The 18,629-nt window shown below is 72.7% G+C and carries 12 protein-coding genes; 9 read left to right on the top strand and 3 right to left on the bottom strand.

The features are described 5' to 3' along the window. The first annotated feature begins 52 nt into the window (after positions 1 to 52). The 8 genes from CWOE_RS25930 to CWOE_RS25895 all read left to right on the top strand — a co-directional run bounded on the left by CWOE_RS25930 (position 53) and on the right by CWOE_RS25895 (position 14,785). Positions 53 to 1,201 (top strand): serine hydrolase domain-containing protein, encoded by a 1,149-nt coding sequence (locus CWOE_RS25930; protein ID WP_012936629.1) that lies wholly within the window; start codon positions 53 to 55, stop codon positions 1,199 to 1,201. Positions 1,202 to 1,232: 31 nt separating this feature from the next. Continuing rightward, on the top strand, positions 1,233 to 2,582 hold the full coding sequence (locus tag CWOE_RS25925) for a D-alanyl-D-alanine carboxypeptidase/D-alanyl-D-alanine-endopeptidase (RefSeq protein ID WP_041730976.1): 1,350 nt from the start codon (positions 1,233 to 1,235) through the stop codon (positions 2,580 to 2,582). Between the two features lie 21 nt (positions 2,583 to 2,603). Further along, the gene (locus tag CWOE_RS32245) at positions 2,604 to 4,745 is read left to right on the top strand and encodes a serine hydrolase (protein ID WP_012936627.1); all 2,142 of its coding nucleotides are present in this window, start codon (positions 2,604 to 2,606) and stop codon (positions 4,743 to 4,745) included. A gap of 168 nt (positions 4,746 to 4,913) precedes the next feature. After that, positions 4,914 to 6,500, top strand: a complete 1,587-nt coding sequence (locus CWOE_RS25915; RefSeq protein WP_236262158.1) for a sensor histidine kinase — start codon at positions 4,914 to 4,916, stop codon at positions 6,498 to 6,500. Next, a complete protein-coding gene (locus CWOE_RS25910; protein WP_012936625.1) occupies positions 6,488 to 7,132 on the top strand; it encodes a response regulator transcription factor in 645 nt (214 codons plus the stop codon). Before CWOE_RS25915 ends, CWOE_RS25910 begins: the two co-directional genes overlap by 13 nt. 91 nt (positions 7,133 to 7,223) lie before the next feature. Beyond that, complete coding sequence (locus CWOE_RS31500) at positions 7,224 to 10,412, top strand: glycine-rich protein (protein WP_012936624.1); 3,189 nt, start codon at positions 7,224 to 7,226, stop codon at positions 10,410 to 10,412. A gap of 214 nt (positions 10,413 to 10,626) precedes the next feature. Next, complete coding sequence (locus CWOE_RS25900; RefSeq protein WP_041730972.1) at positions 10,627 to 12,837, top strand: prealbumin-like fold domain-containing protein; 2,211 nt, start codon at positions 10,627 to 10,629, stop codon at positions 12,835 to 12,837. Positions 12,838 to 12,874: 37 nt separating this feature from the next. After that, positions 12,875 to 14,785 carry an alkyl/aryl-sulfatase gene (locus CWOE_RS25895; RefSeq protein WP_012936622.1) on the top strand — a complete coding sequence of 637 codons (1,911 nt, stop codon included), beginning with the start codon at positions 12,875 to 12,877 and terminating at the stop codon, positions 14,783 to 14,785. Here the strand turns inward: CWOE_RS25895 and CWOE_RS25890 are convergent. Together CWOE_RS25890 and CWOE_RS25885 are read right to left on the bottom strand one after the other, a co-directional pair. Further along, complete coding sequence (locus CWOE_RS25890; RefSeq protein ID WP_012936621.1) at positions 14,775 to 15,668, bottom strand: NAD(P)H-binding protein; 894 nt, start codon at positions 15,666 to 15,668, stop codon at positions 14,775 to 14,777. The two genes, CWOE_RS25895 and CWOE_RS25890, sit on opposite strands and share 11 nt — an antisense overlap. Next, entirely contained in the window at positions 15,665 to 17,194 is a 1,530-nt protein-coding gene (locus CWOE_RS25885) for an MFS transporter (protein WP_012936620.1), read from the bottom strand. The genes CWOE_RS25890 and CWOE_RS25885 overlap by 4 nt, the downstream gene beginning before the upstream one ends. Positions 17,195 to 17,305: 111 nt before the next feature. On the opposite strand from CWOE_RS25885, the gene CWOE_RS25880 reads away from it, so the two are divergent. Then, complete coding sequence (locus CWOE_RS25880; protein WP_012936619.1) at positions 17,306 to 17,914, top strand: TetR/AcrR family transcriptional regulator; 609 nt, start codon at positions 17,306 to 17,308, stop codon at positions 17,912 to 17,914. Positions 17,915 to 17,959: 45 nt separating this feature from the next. Here the strand turns inward: CWOE_RS25880 and CWOE_RS25875 are convergent, their stop codons facing one another. Further along, the gene (locus CWOE_RS25875; RefSeq protein ID WP_012936618.1) at positions 17,960 to 18,523 is read right to left on the bottom strand and encodes a dihydrofolate reductase family protein; all 564 of its coding nucleotides are present in this window, start codon (positions 18,521 to 18,523) and stop codon (positions 17,960 to 17,962) included. Positions 18,524 to 18,629: the final 106 nt, after the last annotated feature.

Here is an 18,629-nt window from a genome sequence, read left to right as displayed (position 1 = left end):
GGTTCGCGGGCGCGGCTCGCCGCGCTGACCGCCCAGCCCTCGAGGAGTCCGTATGTCCCGCTTCATCCGTTCGACCGCGCCCAGGCGCATCGCGTGCGCCGCTGTGGCGGCGCTGCCGCTGCTCGTCCCCGCGGTCGGGCAGGCACGGACCACGGACGCCGAGGTCCAGCGCGGTCTCAGACGGCTCGTGGCGGCCAGCGGCGGGGCACCCGGCGCGGTCGCGACGCTGTACCGCGACGGGCGCCTGACGGTGCTGCGCGCCGGCCGCGCCGACGTCAGACGAGCGGGCGCGCCGACGGCGAACCAGCACATGCGGATCGCGAGCATCGCGAAGGCGTTCAGCGGGGCCGTCGCGCTGCACCTCGTGCAGGAGGGGCGCCTCAGCCTCGACGACACGCTCGGCCAGCGGCTCCCGAGCGCGCCGGCGGCATGGTCGGCGGTGACGATCCGCCAGCTGCTGAACCACACCAGCGGGATCCCCGACTACACGGGGTCGAAGGCATTCGCCGCGCATATGAACCGAGACTCGCGGGCGTACGTGACGCCGCAGCAGGTCGTCGGCTTCGTGCGCAGGGAGCCGCTCTCCTTCGCGCCGGGCTCGCGCTACGAGTACTCGAACACAGACAACATCCTGATCGGCCTGATCGCCGAGGCGATCACCGCGACGCCGTACCCGAACCTGCTGCAGCAGATCGTCTTCGGTCCGGCGGGCCTGACGCAGACGAGCTTCCCGACCAGACGCCTCTCGCTGCCCGCGCCGTTCATCCACGGCTACCTCGTGGCGCCCGGCGAGGCGCCACAGGACAGCACCTCGATCATCAGCCCCAGCGGCGCCTGGGCCTCAGGCGCGATCGTCTCGACCCCGCGCGACCTCTCGGCCTTCATCCGCGCCGATCTCGGTCGCAGATTCTTCGGAGCCGCCGAGCAGGAGCAGCAACTGCAGTTCGTGCGCGGCGCGTCGAGCCCGCCCGGCCCCGGCACCAACGCGGCCGGCCTCGCGATCTTCCGCTACACGAGCCGCTGCGGCGTCGTCTACGGCCACACGGGCAGCTTCCCGGGCTACGCGCAGTGGGCCGCCGCCACGGCCGACGGCTCGCGCTCGGTCACGACCACGCTGAACATCCCGCCGCCGAAGGGCGCGCTGCTGCGGCAGCTGCGCTCCGTGCAGGCCGACGCGGTCTGCGCGCTGCTCGGTCGCTGAGCGGATGGGTCCGGCACCACGCTCGCGCGGCTTGAGCCTGCTCGTCGCGGCGGTCGGCGCCGTCGGCGCGACCGCGCTCGGCGCTCCCGCGAACGCCGTCGCGGCGCCGAGCTCGGAGGAGCAGCTGCGCTCGACGCTCGCCGCGCAGATCGCGAAAGGCCCGTCGGCGGCCGGCGCCTACGTCGTCGACCTCTCCGACGGCCGCGTCGTCTTCGACGACCGCAGCGACAGACTGCGCCTCTCGGCCTCCGTGACCAAGCTGTACACGACCTCGACCGCGCTGATCGAGCTGGGCTCGGACACCAGGCTGACGACCCACGTACTCGGCGTCGGCCGGCGCAGCGGCGCGACCTGGAGCGGAGACCTCTACCTGCGCGGCGCCGGCGACTTCACGTTCGGCACGGCGGCCTTCGCGCGCAAGGCGTACGGGTCGGACGCGAGCGTCGAGCGGCTGGCAGCCGAGCTGCGCCGCTCGGGGTTGCGGCACGTCACGGGCCGCGTGCTCGGCGACGCGTCGCTCTACCGCGACAACGGCGGGACGGAGTTCCCGCTCGTCCTCTGCGCCGATCCGCTGTTCGGCCGCGGCTGCCCGTATGGCGTCGCCGGTGCATTCGAGCGACCGATCCCGAACGGACCGCGCACGCCGATCGGCTTCAACCGCGGCCTGCGCGACGCGACGAGCGCAGCGCCGCAGCGCCGCCCCGCGACCTTCGCCGCCAGCGGGCTGACGCGGGCGCTGCGCGACGCCGGGATCCGCGTCGACGGGTCCGCCGGCACCGCGCGCACGCCCGCGCGCGCCCGCACACTGGCGAGCACCAGATCGCCGGCCTTCGCGCGGCTCGCCGCCCTGATCAACAAGCCGTCGGACAACTACGCGGCGGACGCGACGCTGCGGCTGGTCGGCGCGCGCGTCGCCGGCGACGGCTCGCGCGCCGGGGGCGCCCGCGTCGTCTCGCGCACGATCGCGGACACGTTCGGGCTCGCGCCGGCGATCCGGTCGGGCTCGGGCGAGACGCTCACCGACCGCACGTCGCCGCGGCAGCTCGTGGGGCTGCTGAGGGGGATGCGCGAGCGGCCCGAGGGCAGAGCGTTCGCGCGGTCGCTCTCGCGCGCCGGACGCGACGGCACGCTGCGGCGCTTCGCCGGAACCGTCGCGGAGGGTCGCTGCCAGCTCAAGGACGGCACGCGCGTCGACGCGAAGCAGGCGAACTCGACGCTCAACATGACCGGCTACTGCACGAGCGTGAGCGGCAAGCGGTTCGCCTTCGCGGTGATGCTGAACGGGATGCGGATGGAGTTCGTCCCGCCGGACAGAATCGAGTCGCCGGCGTACGCGCTGCAAGACCGGATCGTCACGGCCCTGGCTGGCTACACGGGCTGACGCCCTTCTTCAGGAGACACGATGCAGCTGACTTCACACCGGGCCGTGCGCGCCGTCGCGGGCGTGCTCGTCGCCTCGGCGATCGCGTCGGTCCCGCAGGCGTCGGCCGCGCCGAAGCGCGACGCCGCGCTGACGAGATCGATCCGGCGGGCGCTCGCGACGACGGCCGCGCCCGGCGCGATCGTCGGCGTCTGGCAGCAGGGCAGAGCGCCGTACGTGCGGAGCTTCGGCGTGCGCAACACGGCGACGCGCCGGCCCATGCGCAGCGACCTGTACATGCGGATCGGGAGCGTGACGAAGACCTTCACGGTGACAGCGCTCCTGCAGCTCGTCGACGCGGGCAAGGTCGCGCTCGACGATCCGATCTCCAAGTACGTCCCCGGCGTCATCAGCGGTGACACGATCACGCTGCGACAGCTCGCGACGATGCGCAGCGGTCTCGTCAACTACAGCGCGACCGAGTCGGTCGACAGAGCGCTCACCGACCATCCCTTCAATGCGTGGACACCGCAGGAGCTGCTCTCCCCCGCGATCGGGGAGCCGCTGCTGTTCGCACCCGGGACGGGGTTCAGCTACTCGAACACGAACACGATCCTGCTCGGCCTCGTCGTCGAGCGGGTCTCCGGCGAGAGACTCGGGGCCTACATCCGCAGACACATCACGGCGCCGCTGGGGATGCGGCAGACGAGCTTCCCCGCCGGCACCGGGTTCCCGTCGCCCCACGCGCAGGGTTACGCGGACTCGACGCCGGACGGGCGCGTCGCGAACGCCACGAGCTGGGACCCGACCTGGACCTGGGCGGCCGGGCAGATGGTCTCGACGCTGCGCGACCTGCGGATCTGGGCGCCCCGGCTCGTCAGCGGCCGCGGGCTGCTGTCGGCGAGAACCCAGCGTCTGCGGCTCGCGTCCGTCGCCGGTGCCACGCCGATCGTCTACGGCATCGGCATGTTCAACGTCAGCGGCTGGCTCGGCCACAACGGATCGCTGCCCGGCTACCAGACGCTGTCGCTGTACCGCCCGCAGACGAAGACGACGGTCGTCGCGCTGATCAACGCCGACATCGCGCGCAGAGGCGTCGCCCCGAGCACGGTCGTCGGCGAAGCGATCACGCGGGTGATCAGCCCGCGGAACGTCTACTCGCTGCCGGCTTCGCCGACCGACGACGACCCGGAGGCGTCGGCGGCCGTCGTCGGCGGCACACCGGCGTCGCGGGCGCAGTTCCCCGCGTTCGCGGTCGTCGGCACGGGCTGCGGCGGGGCGCTGATCGCTCCCGACCGGGTGCTGACCGCGGCGCACTGCACGAGCGCGCTGGAGGAGAGCGACGCGGTGCTCGTCGGTCCGAGGAACGAGCGGCGCACCGTCCGCCGGCGGGCGATCCTCCCGCTGCACGTGCGCGAGCTGGCGAAGATGGAACGCGAGTTTCCGCCGCCCGCGGGCGACCTCATGCTCCTCGAGCTGAACCGACCGGTCAGCGACGTGCCCGTCGCGACGATCGCCACGGCCGCCGATGGCCTCACCCGCGCTGGGACGGCGGCGACCACGATCGGTCGCGGCGCCACCAGCGCGGACGGCGCGGGGCAGGGCGTGTTCCGCTCGGCGGTGGTGGACGTCGTGGCGCCTGGCTCGTGCACCGACCAGCTGCCGACGGCGCTGCTGCGGCGCTGGTCCCTCTGCACGCGGGGCCGTCCGGTCGCAGGGCCCAAGGGGAAGACGGTGAAGACGTCGGCGTGCGTCGGCGACAGCGGCGGCCCGCTCCTCGCCGGCCCGGCGGGATCGCCGACGATCGTCGGCGTGGTCAGCTGGGGACCGAGCTGCGGCGAGGACGGCGACCCCGAGATCTACGCCGACGCCGTGGAGGGGCGCGAGTTCGCGCTCGCGCCCAGCCCGGCATGGGCGCCGGCCGTGATCGGCCGAGCTCGCATCACCGGCACCGCTGCGGTCGGCCGCACGGTGACGTGCGACGTACGCTGGCTCGTGAAGCCGACCCGCAACCTCGACTACGGCTTCCTCATCGACGGCTTCCAGAAGCAGGAGGGACCGCGCCCGACCTTCCGCCTGACGAGCGACCATCGCGGCAAGCAGGTCAGCTGCACCGCGACCGGCGCGACGATCGGTGGGCGGGGTGGAGCACCGGGCGTCGCACCGCCCCGCGTCGTCGGCTGAGACGCTCCCCTGTCGCGGTGACAGTTCTGGCAGGATTGCCGCATCCGCGTCCCCCGGGCTTCGACCGCGTCGTTCTTTTCACCCGCCGCGTCGCGTAGCGGGCCGCTGACCGACGCGCTCTGGCTGATCGGGTTGGGCGCGGTGTGCGTCGCGGGCACGGAGGTCGCGTTGATCCTGCACCGGGGCGGGCCGTACGCCTGGCTCACGGCGTGCTTCCCGGTGGTCGGGCTGGTGTACGTCATGACGGGCCTGGTGGCATGGGCGCGCCGGCCGGGCAGCCGCCTGGGGCTGCTGCTCGTGGTCGCAGGCGGCTTCGCGCTGCTGCCGGAGGTCGCCGCCGTCGACGCGCCCGTGCCGGTGGCCGTCGGCATGATCGTCGGGACGGTCATCCTCGCGGTGATCGTGCAGCTTCTGCTGAGCTTCCCGACCGGCCGGCTGCACACCACGGCGGAGCGCGTCGTGGTCCTCGCGGGCTACTTCGTCTGCCTGCCGCTGCAAGTACCCCGGTACCTGTTCGCCGCGGACAGCCCGCTCAATGTCGCGAACCGCCCGGACCTCGACGCCGCCGGCCTGCATGTCCAGCGCATCGCGGGCGCGATCGTCGTGCTCGCGACCGCCGCGCTGCTGATCGAGCGGATGCGACGGGCCCGCCCGGAGCAGCGCCGCGTGCTCGTCCCGCTCTCCGTCTACGGCATCTTCGCACTGCTCGTCGTCCCGGTCAGCAGCGCACTCGAGCACAGCGTGTTCGACGGCGACCCGGTGCAGCGCACCATTCTGCAGCTGGTCAGCCTCGGCCTCGTGCCGCTCGTCTTCGTCGTGGCGGCCTCGCGCGGCGGCTTCGACCGCACCAGCGACCTCGCAGAGCTCGGCGTCTGGCTCGGCTCCGACGAGGGCGGGCGGCCCGAGCTGCGCACGGCGCTCGCGACGACGCTCGGCGACCCGTCCGTCCAGGTCCTGTTTCGGGTCCAGGGCGAGGAGGCGCTCGTCGACGATCGCGGCATCCCCGTGGTCGTCGCGGCGCGCGCGAACGGGCGTGGGACGGTCGACGTCGAGCTGGGCGGGCGCGCGGTCGGCGCGATCGCCTACGACGCGATGCTGGTCGACCGGCCCGAGGAGATCCGCGAGGCCGGCCGGATCGTCGCGATCGCGCTCGACCGGCAGCGGCTGACCGTCGAGCTGCGCGCCTCACGCGCGCGCATCGCCGCGACCGCCGACGGCGAGCGGCGCCGGATCGCCCGCGACCTCCACGACGGCCTGCAGGCGCGACTGGTTCTGCTCGCGGTGCAGGCGGCGGGCAGAGGCGACCAGGCGACGCTGCGGGCCGGCATCCAGTCGGCGATCGAGGAGCTGCGTGAGCTCGTCAACGGCGTGATGCCGGCGCAGCTCACCGAGCGGGGGCTCGCGGCGGCGATCGAGGATCTGCGCGACCGCCTCCCGATGCCGATCGAGCTGCACGTCGCCGGGCTCGAGCAGCGCCTGCGGCTGGACGTCGAGAGCGCGGCCTACTTCGTCCTCTCCGAGGCGATCTCCAACGCGCTCAAGCACGCCGGTCCCGCGGCGCTGACCGTGTCGCTCGAACGCACGCGCGACCAGCTCGTGCTGGCAGTGGCCGACGACGGCGCCGGCGGCGCCCGCGCGGGCGGCGGGATCCGCGGGATGGTCGACCGCGTCGAGGCGCTCGGCGGCGAGCTGCACGTCGACAGCGTGCCCGGGAGCGGGACGCGCGTGCGGGCGGTGATCCCGTGCGCGTCGTGATCGGCGAGGACCAGGTTCTCATGCGCGAGGGTCTGCGGCTCGTGCTGGAGGGCGCGGGCTTCACGATCGATGCGGTCGCCGAGGACGCACGCGATCTCGTGCGGCGTGTGCTCGGGCTCAGACCCGATCTCGTCGTCGCCGACATCCGCATGCCGCCGGACCTCACCGACGACGGGCTCCGCGCGGTCCTGCAGCTGCGCAGCGAACTGCCGGGGCTGCCGGTGATGGTGCTCTCCCAGCACATGCAGCGCCGCTACGCCGTCGAGCTGCTGCGACACGACGACCGGGGCGTCGGCTACCTGCTCAAGGAGCGCATCGCCGACCTGGAGACCTTCATCGCCGACCTGCACCGCGTCCTCGACGGCGGCACGGTGCTGGATCCCGTCGTCGTCTCCGCGATGATGGACCGCCCACGCCCGGGCGATCCACTGGCCGGCCTCACACGCCGCCAACGCGAGGTGCTCGCGCTGATGGCTGAGGGCCGCAGCAACGCGGCCATCGCCGCGCGCCTGCACGTCACCGAGAAGTCGGTCGTCCGGCACGTCTCGCTCGTCTACGACGCGCTCGGCATCGACCAGAGCAGCGACGACCACCGGCGCGTGCTCGCCGTCGTCCGCTACCTCTCGCGCTGAGACGCGAACAGGGACCCAGGTCCCTTGCCCGCCGAAATAGGGGACCCAGGTCCCTGTTGCGGGACCGGGAGCAACTGCGACGGTCGATGACATGCACGCGCGCGCTGTTCGACCGACCCTGGCCTGTCTCGCCCTGACGCTGATCCCGGCTTTGCTGCCGGCCGCCGCCTCGGCCGCCACCTCGCAGAGATTCACGACCCCCGGCGCGACGCAGTTCACGGTCCCGGCGGGCGTCACGAGCGTCTCGATCGACGCGATCGGCGGGCAGGGCGGCGGCGCGCTCCAGACGCCGCCGTTTCGGTGCCAAGGCGGTGCCGGCTCGCGCGTGAGAGGGACGATGACCGTCACGCCGGGGCAGAGCTTCTGGGTCGTGGTCGGCGGCGCCGGCGGCGACGCGATGCCGCCGGCCCAGAGCAGCGCCGGCGGGTACAACGGCGGCGGCAACGGCCGCTCGGAGCAGTGGGGAAGCGGCGGCGGAGGCGGCGCGTCGGACATCCGCACGCTGCCCGTCGGCAGCGGGCTGACGCCGACCGATTCGCGCCTGCTGGTCGCCGGCGGCGGCGGCGGTGCCGGTGGCGACAACCGCGACGCCTGCCCCGGCGGCGGCGCGGGCGGCGCGACCCCCGGTGCCGGGCACGAAGGCGCGTTCGGCACGACCGCCGGCCAGCCCGGCACGCAGTCGGCCGGCGGCGCGCGCGGCCTCTCGGCCCTCTGCACCACACCCGTCCCGTCGACCGACGGCGCGCTCGGCTTCGGCGGCATTGGCGCCTACGAGAGTCAGTCCAACGGCCTCTGCAGCGGCAGCGGCGGCGGCGGTGGTGGCGGTCGCTACGGCGGCGGCGGAGGCGGAGCGAGCCAGCTGAGCCTGTTCTACGGCGGCGGAGGCGGCGGCGCGGGCTCCAACTACACGAGCCCGGCGAGAATCGGCAACGTCGCGATCACGACCGCGGTGTGGGAGAGAACGAACCCCCCGCTGAACGGCTCGATCACGATCGACTGGACACCCGAGTCGCCGACCGCCTCGATCGCCTCGCCGGCCGACGGCGGGAGCTACGCGGTCGGGCAGACCGTCGCGACCTCGTTCTCGTGCGCGGACGCGGTCAACGGCGGTGGGATCACCTCGTGCGTCGACGGCGCGGGCAGAACGAGCCCGGGCAGCCTCGACACGACGACGCCCGGCTCCCACACTTACACCGTCACCGCGACCTCGGCCAGCGGCCTGAGAGGGACCGACTCGATCACCTACACCGTGGCGGCTGCGCCGAGCGCGACGATCAGCTCGCCGGCGGGCGGCGGGACCTATGCGGTCGGTCAGAACGTGGCGACGGCCTTCGCCTGCGCGGAGGGTGCGAGCGGCCCGGGGATCAGCTCGTGTCTCGACGGCGCCGGCTCGACCAGCCCCGGCAGACTCGACACGACGACGCCTGGGACCCGCACCTATACGGTGACGGCGACCTCGGCGAGCGGTCAGAGAGGGACCGACTCGATCACCTACACCGTGGCGGCTGCGCCGAGCGCGACGATCAGCTCGCCGGTGAGCGGCGGGACCTATGCGGTCGGTCAGAACGTGGCGACGGCCTTCGCCTGCGCCGACGGTGCGAGCGGGCCGGGGATCTCCACGTGCGTGGACGGCGCCGGCAGAACGAGCCCGGGGAGACTGGACACGACGACGCCCGGCTCGCGCACCTACACCGTGACGGCGACCTCGAGAAGCGGGCAGTCGAGAGCGGCGTCGATCACCTACACGGTCGCGGCGGCGCCGAGTGCGACGATCACGGCGCCGGCGAGCGGCGGGACCTACGCGGTCGGCCAGAACGTGGCGACGGCCTTCACCTGCGCCGACGGTGCTAGTGGGCCCGGCATCGACAGCTGCCTCGACGGCGCCGGGAGAACGAGCCCGGCGAGACTGGACACGACGACGCCCGGCACCCGCACCTACACGGTGACGGCGACCTCCAGCAGCGGCCAGAGAGGGACCGACTCGATCACGTACACCGTGGCGGCCGCGCCGAGCGCGACGATCACCGCGCCCGCCGACGGTCAGGTCTACGCCGTCGGCGCGGACGTCGCGACGGCCTTCGCCTGCGCCGACGGCGCGAGCGGTCCGGGGATCACGACCTGCCTCGACGACGTCGGCGCGGCGAGCCCCGGCAGACTCGACACGACGACGACCGGCCAGCACATCTACACCGTGACGGCGACCTCCGGCAGCGGCCAGACGAGAGCGGCCTCGATCGCCTACACCGTCGCGAGAGTGCCGACGGCGACGATCAGCGCGCCGGAGGACGGCGCGATCTTCGCGATCGGCGAGTCGGTGACGACGAGCTTCAGCTGCGCGATCGGCCAGGACGGCGGCCCGATCGCGACGTGCGAGGACAGCGGCGGCGCGAGCGGCGGCAGCGGCAGACTCGACACGAGCAGAGCCGGCAGATTCACCTACACGGTCGACGTGAGAAGCGACGACGGCCTGAGCGGCAGCACGTCGGTCGCATACACGGTCGCCGAGGCGCCGAGAGCGACGATCAGCGCGCCCGGCGACGGCGGCACCTATACCGTCGGCGACCGCGTTGAGACCGCGTTCGCGTGCGCCGAGGGCGACTTCGGCCCCGGCATCGCCTCGTGTGTCGACGGCGTCGGTGCGAGTGGCACCGGGGTGCTCGACACGGCGGCGGCGGGCAGCCACGCGTACCGCGTGACCGCGACGTCGAGAGACGGGCAGGCGGCGAGTGCGAGCATCTCCTACACGGTCGTGAGACCGGCCGATCCGCCGGCCAGAAGAGGTCCGGACAGCCCCGGCACGCCGCCCGACGGCGGGAGAACCGGCCCGAGCGCTCCGAACGGCTCCGGCGACACGCCGAACGGCCCGTCCGGGACGCCGAGCGGCACGCCGCCCTCCAACGACGTCAGATTCACCCGCGTCCGCACGAACGCTGACGGCAGTCTCCGCTTCACCGTGCGCTTCCCCGGCCGCGGCCGCGCGGAGACGATGCTGACCGCGCGGAGAGCGACCCTCGCCGGCGCCTCCGCCACCTTCACCCCGCTGGTGAGCCGCTTCGCGTTCGCGACCGGGCGTTTCACGGTGAGACGCGCCGGCCCGTTCACGCTGACGCTGCGCCCGAACAGACGCGGCCGTGAGCTGATCGCGCGCGGTCGCGGCGCCACCCGCCTGCGCCTCTGGGTCGCGTTCACACCGACCGGCGGCAGACAGCGCAAGATCAGCGTCTTCGGCGTGAGAGTGCCGGCGCCGGCGCCGGCGGGCGCGGCGCGAGCGCGCCACTGAGGCTGACGAGACGGCGACTGGCTGGCTCGTGCGTCGCCGAGATCCACCCCGGTTCCGTGCTCGTCGCTCCCGGCGGATGGAGCGACAGGTGGGAGATCGAGATGTTCCCGGTCGGGGTCCGGCTGGGTAGACGCTGCAGGAAAGCGGTCGCTCGGCGTGAGCGCTGCCGGAAGCGGAGGCGTCGATGGGGGTGGAAGGCGAGCGGAGTCGTCGGTTGGGCGTCGCGGCGATCATCGCGGCGATCGTGTCGGTGAGTGGCGGGTCGGCGGGCGCGCAGCAGGTCGGGCCGAGCGAGCCGGACGGCAGAGGGACGGACGTGTTCGTGACGATCGCCGCGCGGGAGTGCGACGAGTACACGGACATCCGCGCGAACCTCGCCCGCAACAACATCATGGAGTCGTTGCAGGACCTCGGCGACGACACGCTCTACTCCTCCGGCGACCAGATCGATCCGCGCACCGAGCAGGCGGGGCAGCCGGCCTGCCGGCCGCTCGTCGGCTGGCGTTTCACGTTTGGCTCCAGCTACCAGACGAGAGCGGTGACGGGCGTGTGGGGCGCGCTGTCGAAGGTGCTGAACCCCGACGACATGTCGATCGTGACGCAGGGGTCGGTGCCGGCGCGCGGCTATCAGGGCGAGACGATCGCGGGGCAGCGGATCGCCGCGGCGACGACGATCGAGCTGTCCGCGGACCAGCTGTCGCGCAGCCCCGGCAACGCGCTGTGGCTCCAGGGCGGCGAGCCGGAGGACCCGGTGCTCTACCAGGATCCGAGATTCGCGGGCAGATACGGCTTCGGCGCGTTGCGGTGCGCGATCGACGACCTCAACGGCGACAACGTCGAGACGGTCCAGTTCCCCTCCGGCGTGCGGCATGTCTTCTGTTACGCGTACTACGTGACGCCGCCGCCGAGCAGTGGCACGATCGTGATCCGCAAGGAGGTCCGCGGCGCGAACGCGACGTCGGAGACGTTCGGTTACGGCGGCAACATCTCCTACAACGCCGGGGGCGCGTTCGACCTCACCGCGGGCCCGGACCGGCCCGACAGCATCACCTTCTTCCGCGCCGAGACGCGGGCCGGCGATCCGCCGTGGACGGCGGTCGAGAACGTGCCGGCCGGCTGGGCGCTCACCGGCATCGAGTGCAGCAACGGCGCGAGCGTCGTCGCGACCGACCTCGCTGCCCGGCGCGTGTCGATCCAGTTGGCGGCCGGCGACACGGTGACGTGCACGTACGTCAACCGGCCGCAGCCCGTCAGAGCCGGCCTGCTCGTGCGCAAGATCACCGAGGGCGGGGTCGGCAGCTTCGACTTCCGCGTCCGCGACGCGAACGGTGGGCGCACGATCGGCTCGCGTGCGATCCGCACGACCCGGGAAGGCGTGCCGGCCGGCAGCGGCCCGTTGACGATCCAGCCCGGCCGGTACGAGCTCAGCGAGCGGCTGCCGGTCAGCCCGCTCGGCGTCTGGCGCCGCGTCGGCGCCAGCTGCAACGACAGCAACTTCGGCGCCGAGGAGGCCGTCCTCGGGGCGGTCGAGAGCGGCAGCGGCACGATCTGCACGTTCACCAACCGGCTCGTGATGCCCGGGAAGATCACGCTCAGAAAGGAGACGCTCGGCGGCACCGGCACCGCCGCGTTCGTCGTCTCCCCGTACGAGGACCCGACGATCCAGCGCCGTCAGCTCGCGACGACGAGCAGACAGGGGCAGGCCGTTCGCGCCCGCGGCCAGTCGCTCGACGACCTGCCGTTCGGCCGCTACGTCATACAGGAGTCCGCGGCGCGCACGCAGGACAGAGGCGACTGGTCGCTGCTCGCCGTCGTGTGCGACAGAAGGCTCGTGCCGTTCAGCCAGGGTCGTGCGGTCGTGCGGCTGACGCGCACCGACCCCGAGACCGACTGCCGCTTCGTCAACGTGCGCCACCCCACGCCCAGACCACCCGGACCCGGACCTGGACCTGGACCCGATCCCGTCGACCCGCCAGGTCCCGATCCGGTCCCCGGCGGCGACAGATCCGACCTCACGGTCGAGAAGCGCCTCGTCTCGACGACCCCCGGCCTGCAGCCGGTCGACACGTGGCGGGTCACCGTGTCCAACGAAGGAAGCGTCTCCGCCGCGAACGTCGCCGTGGGCGACCAGATCATCGGCGCCGCGAGATTCCTCACCGCCCGCACCGCCGGCGGCAGCTGCAGCGTCCAGGCCCGCGTCCTCTACTGCTCGCTCGGCGGCCTGCGTGCCGGTGCCGACACGACGGTCACCGTCCGCGTGCTGCGCACCGACCAGCGCACCTGGACGAACGTCGCGACGGTCGGATCCGGCAGCCCGGAGGCGGCGACGGGCGACAACACTGCGCGGGTGCGCGTCGAAGGCGCCCGTCGATCCAACCCTGGCGCGTGCGCGGCCGCAGGGCCGCTCGCCACGATCGCCTGCTGAGGCACGATGCGGCGGCGGCACGACAACGGAGAGGTCGATGGCTGAGAAGGATCTGCGTCAGGACGCGACGGCGGCGACGCGCGCGGCGAACGAGGCGATGGCGGCGGGCCTCCCGTTCGAGGACCGCCGCGACTTCGAGGAGGCGGCGAAGGGTCTGGTCGCGCCGCTGCCGAACGGGGGCGTCGTCCGCGGGAGAGATGGCGGCGCGTTGTGGGACCTGTCGCGGTTCGACTTCATCCACGACGACGCACCGGCGCCGGAGACCGTCAACCCGAGCCTCTGGCGACAGATGCAGCTGACCGTGCAGGGCGGGCTGTACGAGGTCGTGCCCGGGCTCTACCAGGTACGAACGCTCGACCTCTCGAACATCACGTTCGTCGAGGGCGACACGGGCGTGATCGCGTTCGACCCGCTGATCTCGGCCGAGACAGCCGCCGCCGCGTTGGAGCTGTACTACGCCCACCGGCCGCGCAGACCGATCGTCGCGGTCGTCTACTCGCACAGCCACGTCGATCACTTCGGCGGCATCCGAGGGATCGTCGACGAGGCCGACGTGAGAGCGGGCAGAGTGAGAATCGTCGCGCCGGAGGGGTTCCTGGAGGCGGCGGTCGCGGAGAACGTGCTCGCGGGCAACGTGATGAGCCGGCGCTCCAGCTACATGTACGGCAACCTGCTGCCGGCCGATCCGAAGGGCCAGGTCGGCGCCGGGCTGGGCGTGACGACCTCGTCGGGGTCGGTGACGCTGATCCCGCCGACGCACACGGTCTCGCAGACCGGCGAGCGGATGACGATCGACGGCCTGGAGTTCGAGTTCATGATGGCGCCCGACAGCGAGGCGCCGGCTGAGATGCACTGGTTCATCGACCGCTTCAAGGCGCTGACGGCGGCGGAGAACTGCTGCCACACGCTGCACAACACCTACACGATCCGCGGCGCGAAGATCCGCGATCCGCTCGCGTGGTCGAAGTACCTGGAGCAGACGGTCGAGCTGTGGGGCGATCGCGTCGAGGTGATGTACGGCATGCACCACTGGCCGGCGTGGGGCCGCGAGCGGGTGCTGGAGCTGCTGGGCATGGGCCGCGACGGCTACCGCTTCATCAACGACGAGACGCTGCGGCTGGCCAACCACGGCTTCGGCCCCGTGGAGATCGCCGAGCAGGTCGAGTTCCCGCCGAGACTGAGCAGACATTGGGCGATGCGCGGCTACTACGGCTCGCTCAACCACAACGTCAAGGCGACGTACGTCAACTACCTCGGGTGGTTCGACGGCAACCCTGCCACCCTCCACACGCTCCCGCCCGTCGAGGCGGGCAGACGTTACGTCGAGTTCATGGGCGGCGCCGACGCCGTGCTGAGCAGAGCGAGAGGCGCCTTCGAGCTGGGCGACTACCGCTGGGTCGTCGAGGTCGTCAACCACCTCGTCTTCGCCGACCCCGCCAACCAGGCTGCGCGCGACCTGCAGGCGGCGGCGCTGGAGCAGCTCGGCTACCAGTCGGAGTCCGGCCCCTGGCGCAACTTCTACCTGACCGCCGCCAAGGAGCTGCGCGAAGGGGTCAGACAGCTCCCGACCCCGAGCACCGCGTCCGCGGACTCGGTGCGGGCGATGAGCCTCGACCTGTTCGTCGACTACCTCGGGGTGCGGCTCAACGGCGCCAAGGCCGGCGACCGCGAGATCACGATCGCCTGCCGCTTCCCCGACGTCAGAGCGGAGTGGACGCTGCTGGTCCGCAACGGCGCGCTCAGCCAACGCCACGGGATCGCCGCCGACGCGGACGCGACGCTGACGCTGAACCGCACCGACCTCGACGCGATCGTGCTCAGAACGACGACGCTCCCAGCGCTGCTGGAGGCGGGAACGGTCACGCTCGACGGGAACGCCGACGCCGTCCACGACTTCCTCGGCCTGCTGGACGACTTCGAGTTCTGGTTCGACATCGTCACGCCGTGACGCGATGGACGGCGGGCTCGAGGACGTCCTCGCACCACTGCCGGAAGGTCGTGGGGGTCGTCGAGGCGGCGGTGCGCGGCTCGGCGTTGTCGAGGCCGTCGTTCTTGGCGTCGAACATGTCGGCCATCGCCTGCGCCATCGCGTCCGTGTAGCCGAAGCCGACGAGCCGCTCAATCAGCGCCGCGGTCGGGACCTGCTGGTAGCGCACCTCGGTGCCGAGGACGTCGGAGACGACCCGCGCCCAGTCGTTGGGCGACAGATCCTCCGGGCCGAGACAGGGCACCTCGCCCGCGCCGGTCCATGACGGGTCGAGCAGGAGTCGCGCCGCGGCGGCGGCGACGTCGCGGGAGGCGACGGTCGGGACCTGGAGGTCCGCGTCGGCGGCCATGAAGAATGCGCCCTGCTGCTTGATCGCGCCGACGTGGTTGAGCAGGTTGTGCATCAGCGACGGGCAGGTGAGGGCGCGGTAGGCGACGCCGGAGGACGCGATCAGATCGTCGAGCGCGAGCGTGGCGGTCACGTGGCCTGCGCGGGCGGCCTGCGGGGTGCCGCGGCCGAGCGCCGAGATGCCGACGACGCGCTCGACGCTGTGGCGGGCGAGCGCCTCGACGGCGGGGCGCGCGAAGCCGGCGAAGCTGTCGTTGACCGCCACGGAGTCCGGCAGGTTGGGCGACAGCCAGAAGACGGTCTCGACGCCGTTCAGGGCCCGGTCGATCACGGCGGCGTCGCCGTGCGAGCCCACGACCACGTCGACGCGTTCGCGGACCTCGGGCGCGATCTGCTCGGGGCGGCGGGCGATCAGGCGCAGCGGCGCGCCGGCCTCCAGCAGGTCGGTGACGAGCTGGCTGCCGATGGTGCTGGTGGGAGCGGTGATCAGGATCACGACGCGTCCTTTCGTTGGTTCGACGTGTGCTGGTGAGCGACGACGAGCGTCGCCAGCAGGATCAGTGCGGCGCCGACGCGAAGGCCGACGGCGGTGCCGGCGGTGAACGCGTCGCGCGCGCCGTCGACGAGCTGGGCGCGGACGGCCGGGTCCGGGACCTGCTCCGCGTACCGCAGCGCGGCCGTGACCGAGCCGCGGATCGCCTCGCCGGGGGCTTCGGGGACGTCGCGCAGCGCGTCAGGCAGCCGGTCGGCGAAGCGCGAGCCGAAGATCGTGCTGATCACGGCGACGCCGAGCGCCGAGCCGAGCTCGCGCGTCGTGCTGTTCAGGCCGGAGGCAACACCCGCGTGGGTCGGCGGGAGCGCGTGGACCATCATCCCGGAGAGCGGCGGCATCGCCAGCCCCATCCCGGCGCTGACGACGACCAGCGCCACCGCGTACGGCGCGTACGGGGTCTCGGCGGTCGCCAGCGACAAGAGCACCAGGCCGACCGCGACGGCCACCATCCCCAGCGCGATCGTGGCCAGCGCGCCGACGCGCTCGACGAGTCGCGTGCTGCGCGCACTGGCGAACGGGATCACGACCGCGACGGGCAGCACGCAGATGCCCGTCAGCAGCGCCGAGTACCCCTTGACGTCCTGGAAGTACTGGGCGTTGACGTAGAAGAGGCCGAACAGTGCGAAGAACAGCGCGACGATCCCGAGCGCGCCGGCGCGCACGCCGGGCAACCTGAACAGGCGCGGGTCGAGCATCGGGTGCGCCCGCCGCAGCTCGTACCAGGCGAAGACCGCCAGCAGGACGACCGCCAGCAGCAGTGCCCCGACGACCTGCCGCGAGCCCCAGCCGTGTCCGGGCGCCTCGATGATGCCGTAGAGCAGCGCGACCGTTCCGGCGGTGAGCAGGACGGCTCCGCCGCCGTCGACCGGGTCCTGGTGCGGTGCCTGGCGTGGCACCTGCGCGGCGATCAGCGCCGCCGCGCCGAGCGCGATCGGCACGCCGGCCCAGAACAGCGCGCGCCAGCCGCCCAGCTCGACCGCCAGGCCGCCGCCGAGGTTGCCGAGCGAGCCGCCGATCCCGGTCAGCGCCGACCACGCGGCGAGCGCTTGGGGCCGGTCGGGCGGGGCGACGCGCGCGAGCGTCACCGCGAGCGTCGCGGGCAGCACGAGCGCGGCGCCGACGCCGCTGAGCGCGCGGCCGGCCATCAGCACGGCGACGCTCGGCGCGAGCGCCGCGACCGCCGAGCCGACGGCGAAGACGCTGAGGCCGAGCAGCATCCCGCGCTTGCGTCCGAAGCGGTCGCCGAGCGCGCCCGCCGGGATCAGCAGACAGGCGAGGACGAGCGTGTAGCTGTCGACGATCCAGGCGGTGCCTGACATCGACGGCCGCAGGCTGCTCGCCTGCAGCTCGGGGATCGCGAGGTTGACGGCGGCGACCATGCCGGTCACGAGCACGACCGCCGGTGCGATCGCGCCGACGGCCCGCGTCGCGCCGACGGGGCGGCGCACCGCTGTGGCGACGGCCGTCATCGCTTCTGAGGAGGGGTGTCTCGAGACGTCATGCAATTCAAAGTAGACGCAACGGTGCGTCTTGTCTAGCCAGTGTGACGAGACGCACCGTTGCGCTAACATCCGCTGCGGATGACGCCACCGGCCAGCGACGGATCCCGTGCCCCGAAGGGCCGTGCGCCGCATCGGCGCGACGAGAGAGCGCGCCTCGCCGTGCTCCACGCCGCCGACGACCTGCTCGCCGAGCGCGGCTTCAACGGCGTCTCGATCGAGGGCATCGCGGCGCGCGCGAGAGTCGCCAAGCAGACGATCTATCGCTGGTGGCCGTCGAAGGTCGACATCCTGCTCGACACGCTGAGCGAGGATGCGGCCCGCCAGCTGGCGATCCCCGAGGCCGGCCCAGTCGTCGAGGGGACGCGCAGATACCTGCACGCCCTCGCGCGCTTCGTCACCAGAGACCCCGCCGGGAAGGTCCTGCTGGCACTGATCGGCGAGGCGCAGCACGACCCGGAGATGGCACGCCTCTTCCACGAGCGCTGGCTCGATCCGCAGCGCATGCGCGAACGTGCGCTGCTCCAACGCGGCATCGACGCCGGCGAGCTCTCCTCCGAGCTTGACGTCGACGCAGCTCTCGACGCCCTCTGCGGGCCGATCGTCTACCGCGCGCTCACCGGCGCCCGCATCCCCCGGCGCTTCGTCGACGGCCTGATCGCCGACACGCTGGGCCGCCACGTTCTCTAGCCACGGTGGTCGCCGGGGCTCCTGTGTGAGCGAGCTGCTCGACGGTTAGCGCGCCACGCGGTAACGGAGGTAGACGACTCTCGCGTTGAAGCTGCGGGTCTCGACGAGTTCGAGATCGAACTGGCGCTGCTGCTGAGGAAAGAACGGGGTGCCGCCGCCGACCAGCACCGGGTACACGCGGGCCCGGTACTCGTCGATCAGATCCGACGCGGCGGCCTCGGCAGCGAGCGTCGCGCCGCCGATCGCGATGTCGCCCTCCGCCGGCTCCGCTCGCAACCGCTCGATCTCCTCCGCCAGGCTGCCGGAAGCCAGGCGGGCATTGCCCTGCACCGCCGACAGCGCGGTGGAGAACACCACCTTCGGGAGCGCCCTCCAGATCGCGGCGAATTCAACCGTCGAGAAGTCGAGCGACGGGTTCTGCTCCGCGGTCTCCCAGTACAGCATCGTCTCGTACAGCCGCCGCCCCAGCAGATGGACGCCGGCGCCGCGCACCTCGTCGGTCGCGAGGCGAAAGACCTCCTCGTCGGGCACCGTCCAGTCGAAGCCGCCGTCCGGCCCGACGATGTAGCCATCAAGTGAGACGCTCATCGAATAGGTCACGCTGCGCATCAGACATCCTCCTCGGTCACGGGTTCGAACAGTACGACTGCCGGACGCCGTAGGACTCATCGCGCAGGGCATCGCCCGTTCGGCTCTGCGATCGGCACGCGCGCTT

The sequence above is a fragment of the Conexibacter woesei DSM 14684 genome (genome assembly GCF_000025265.1).
Classification (GTDB): domain Bacteria; phylum Actinomycetota; class Thermoleophilia; order Solirubrobacterales; family Solirubrobacteraceae; genus Conexibacter; species Conexibacter woesei.
This window is presented reverse-complemented; position numbering and strand designations above follow the sequence as displayed.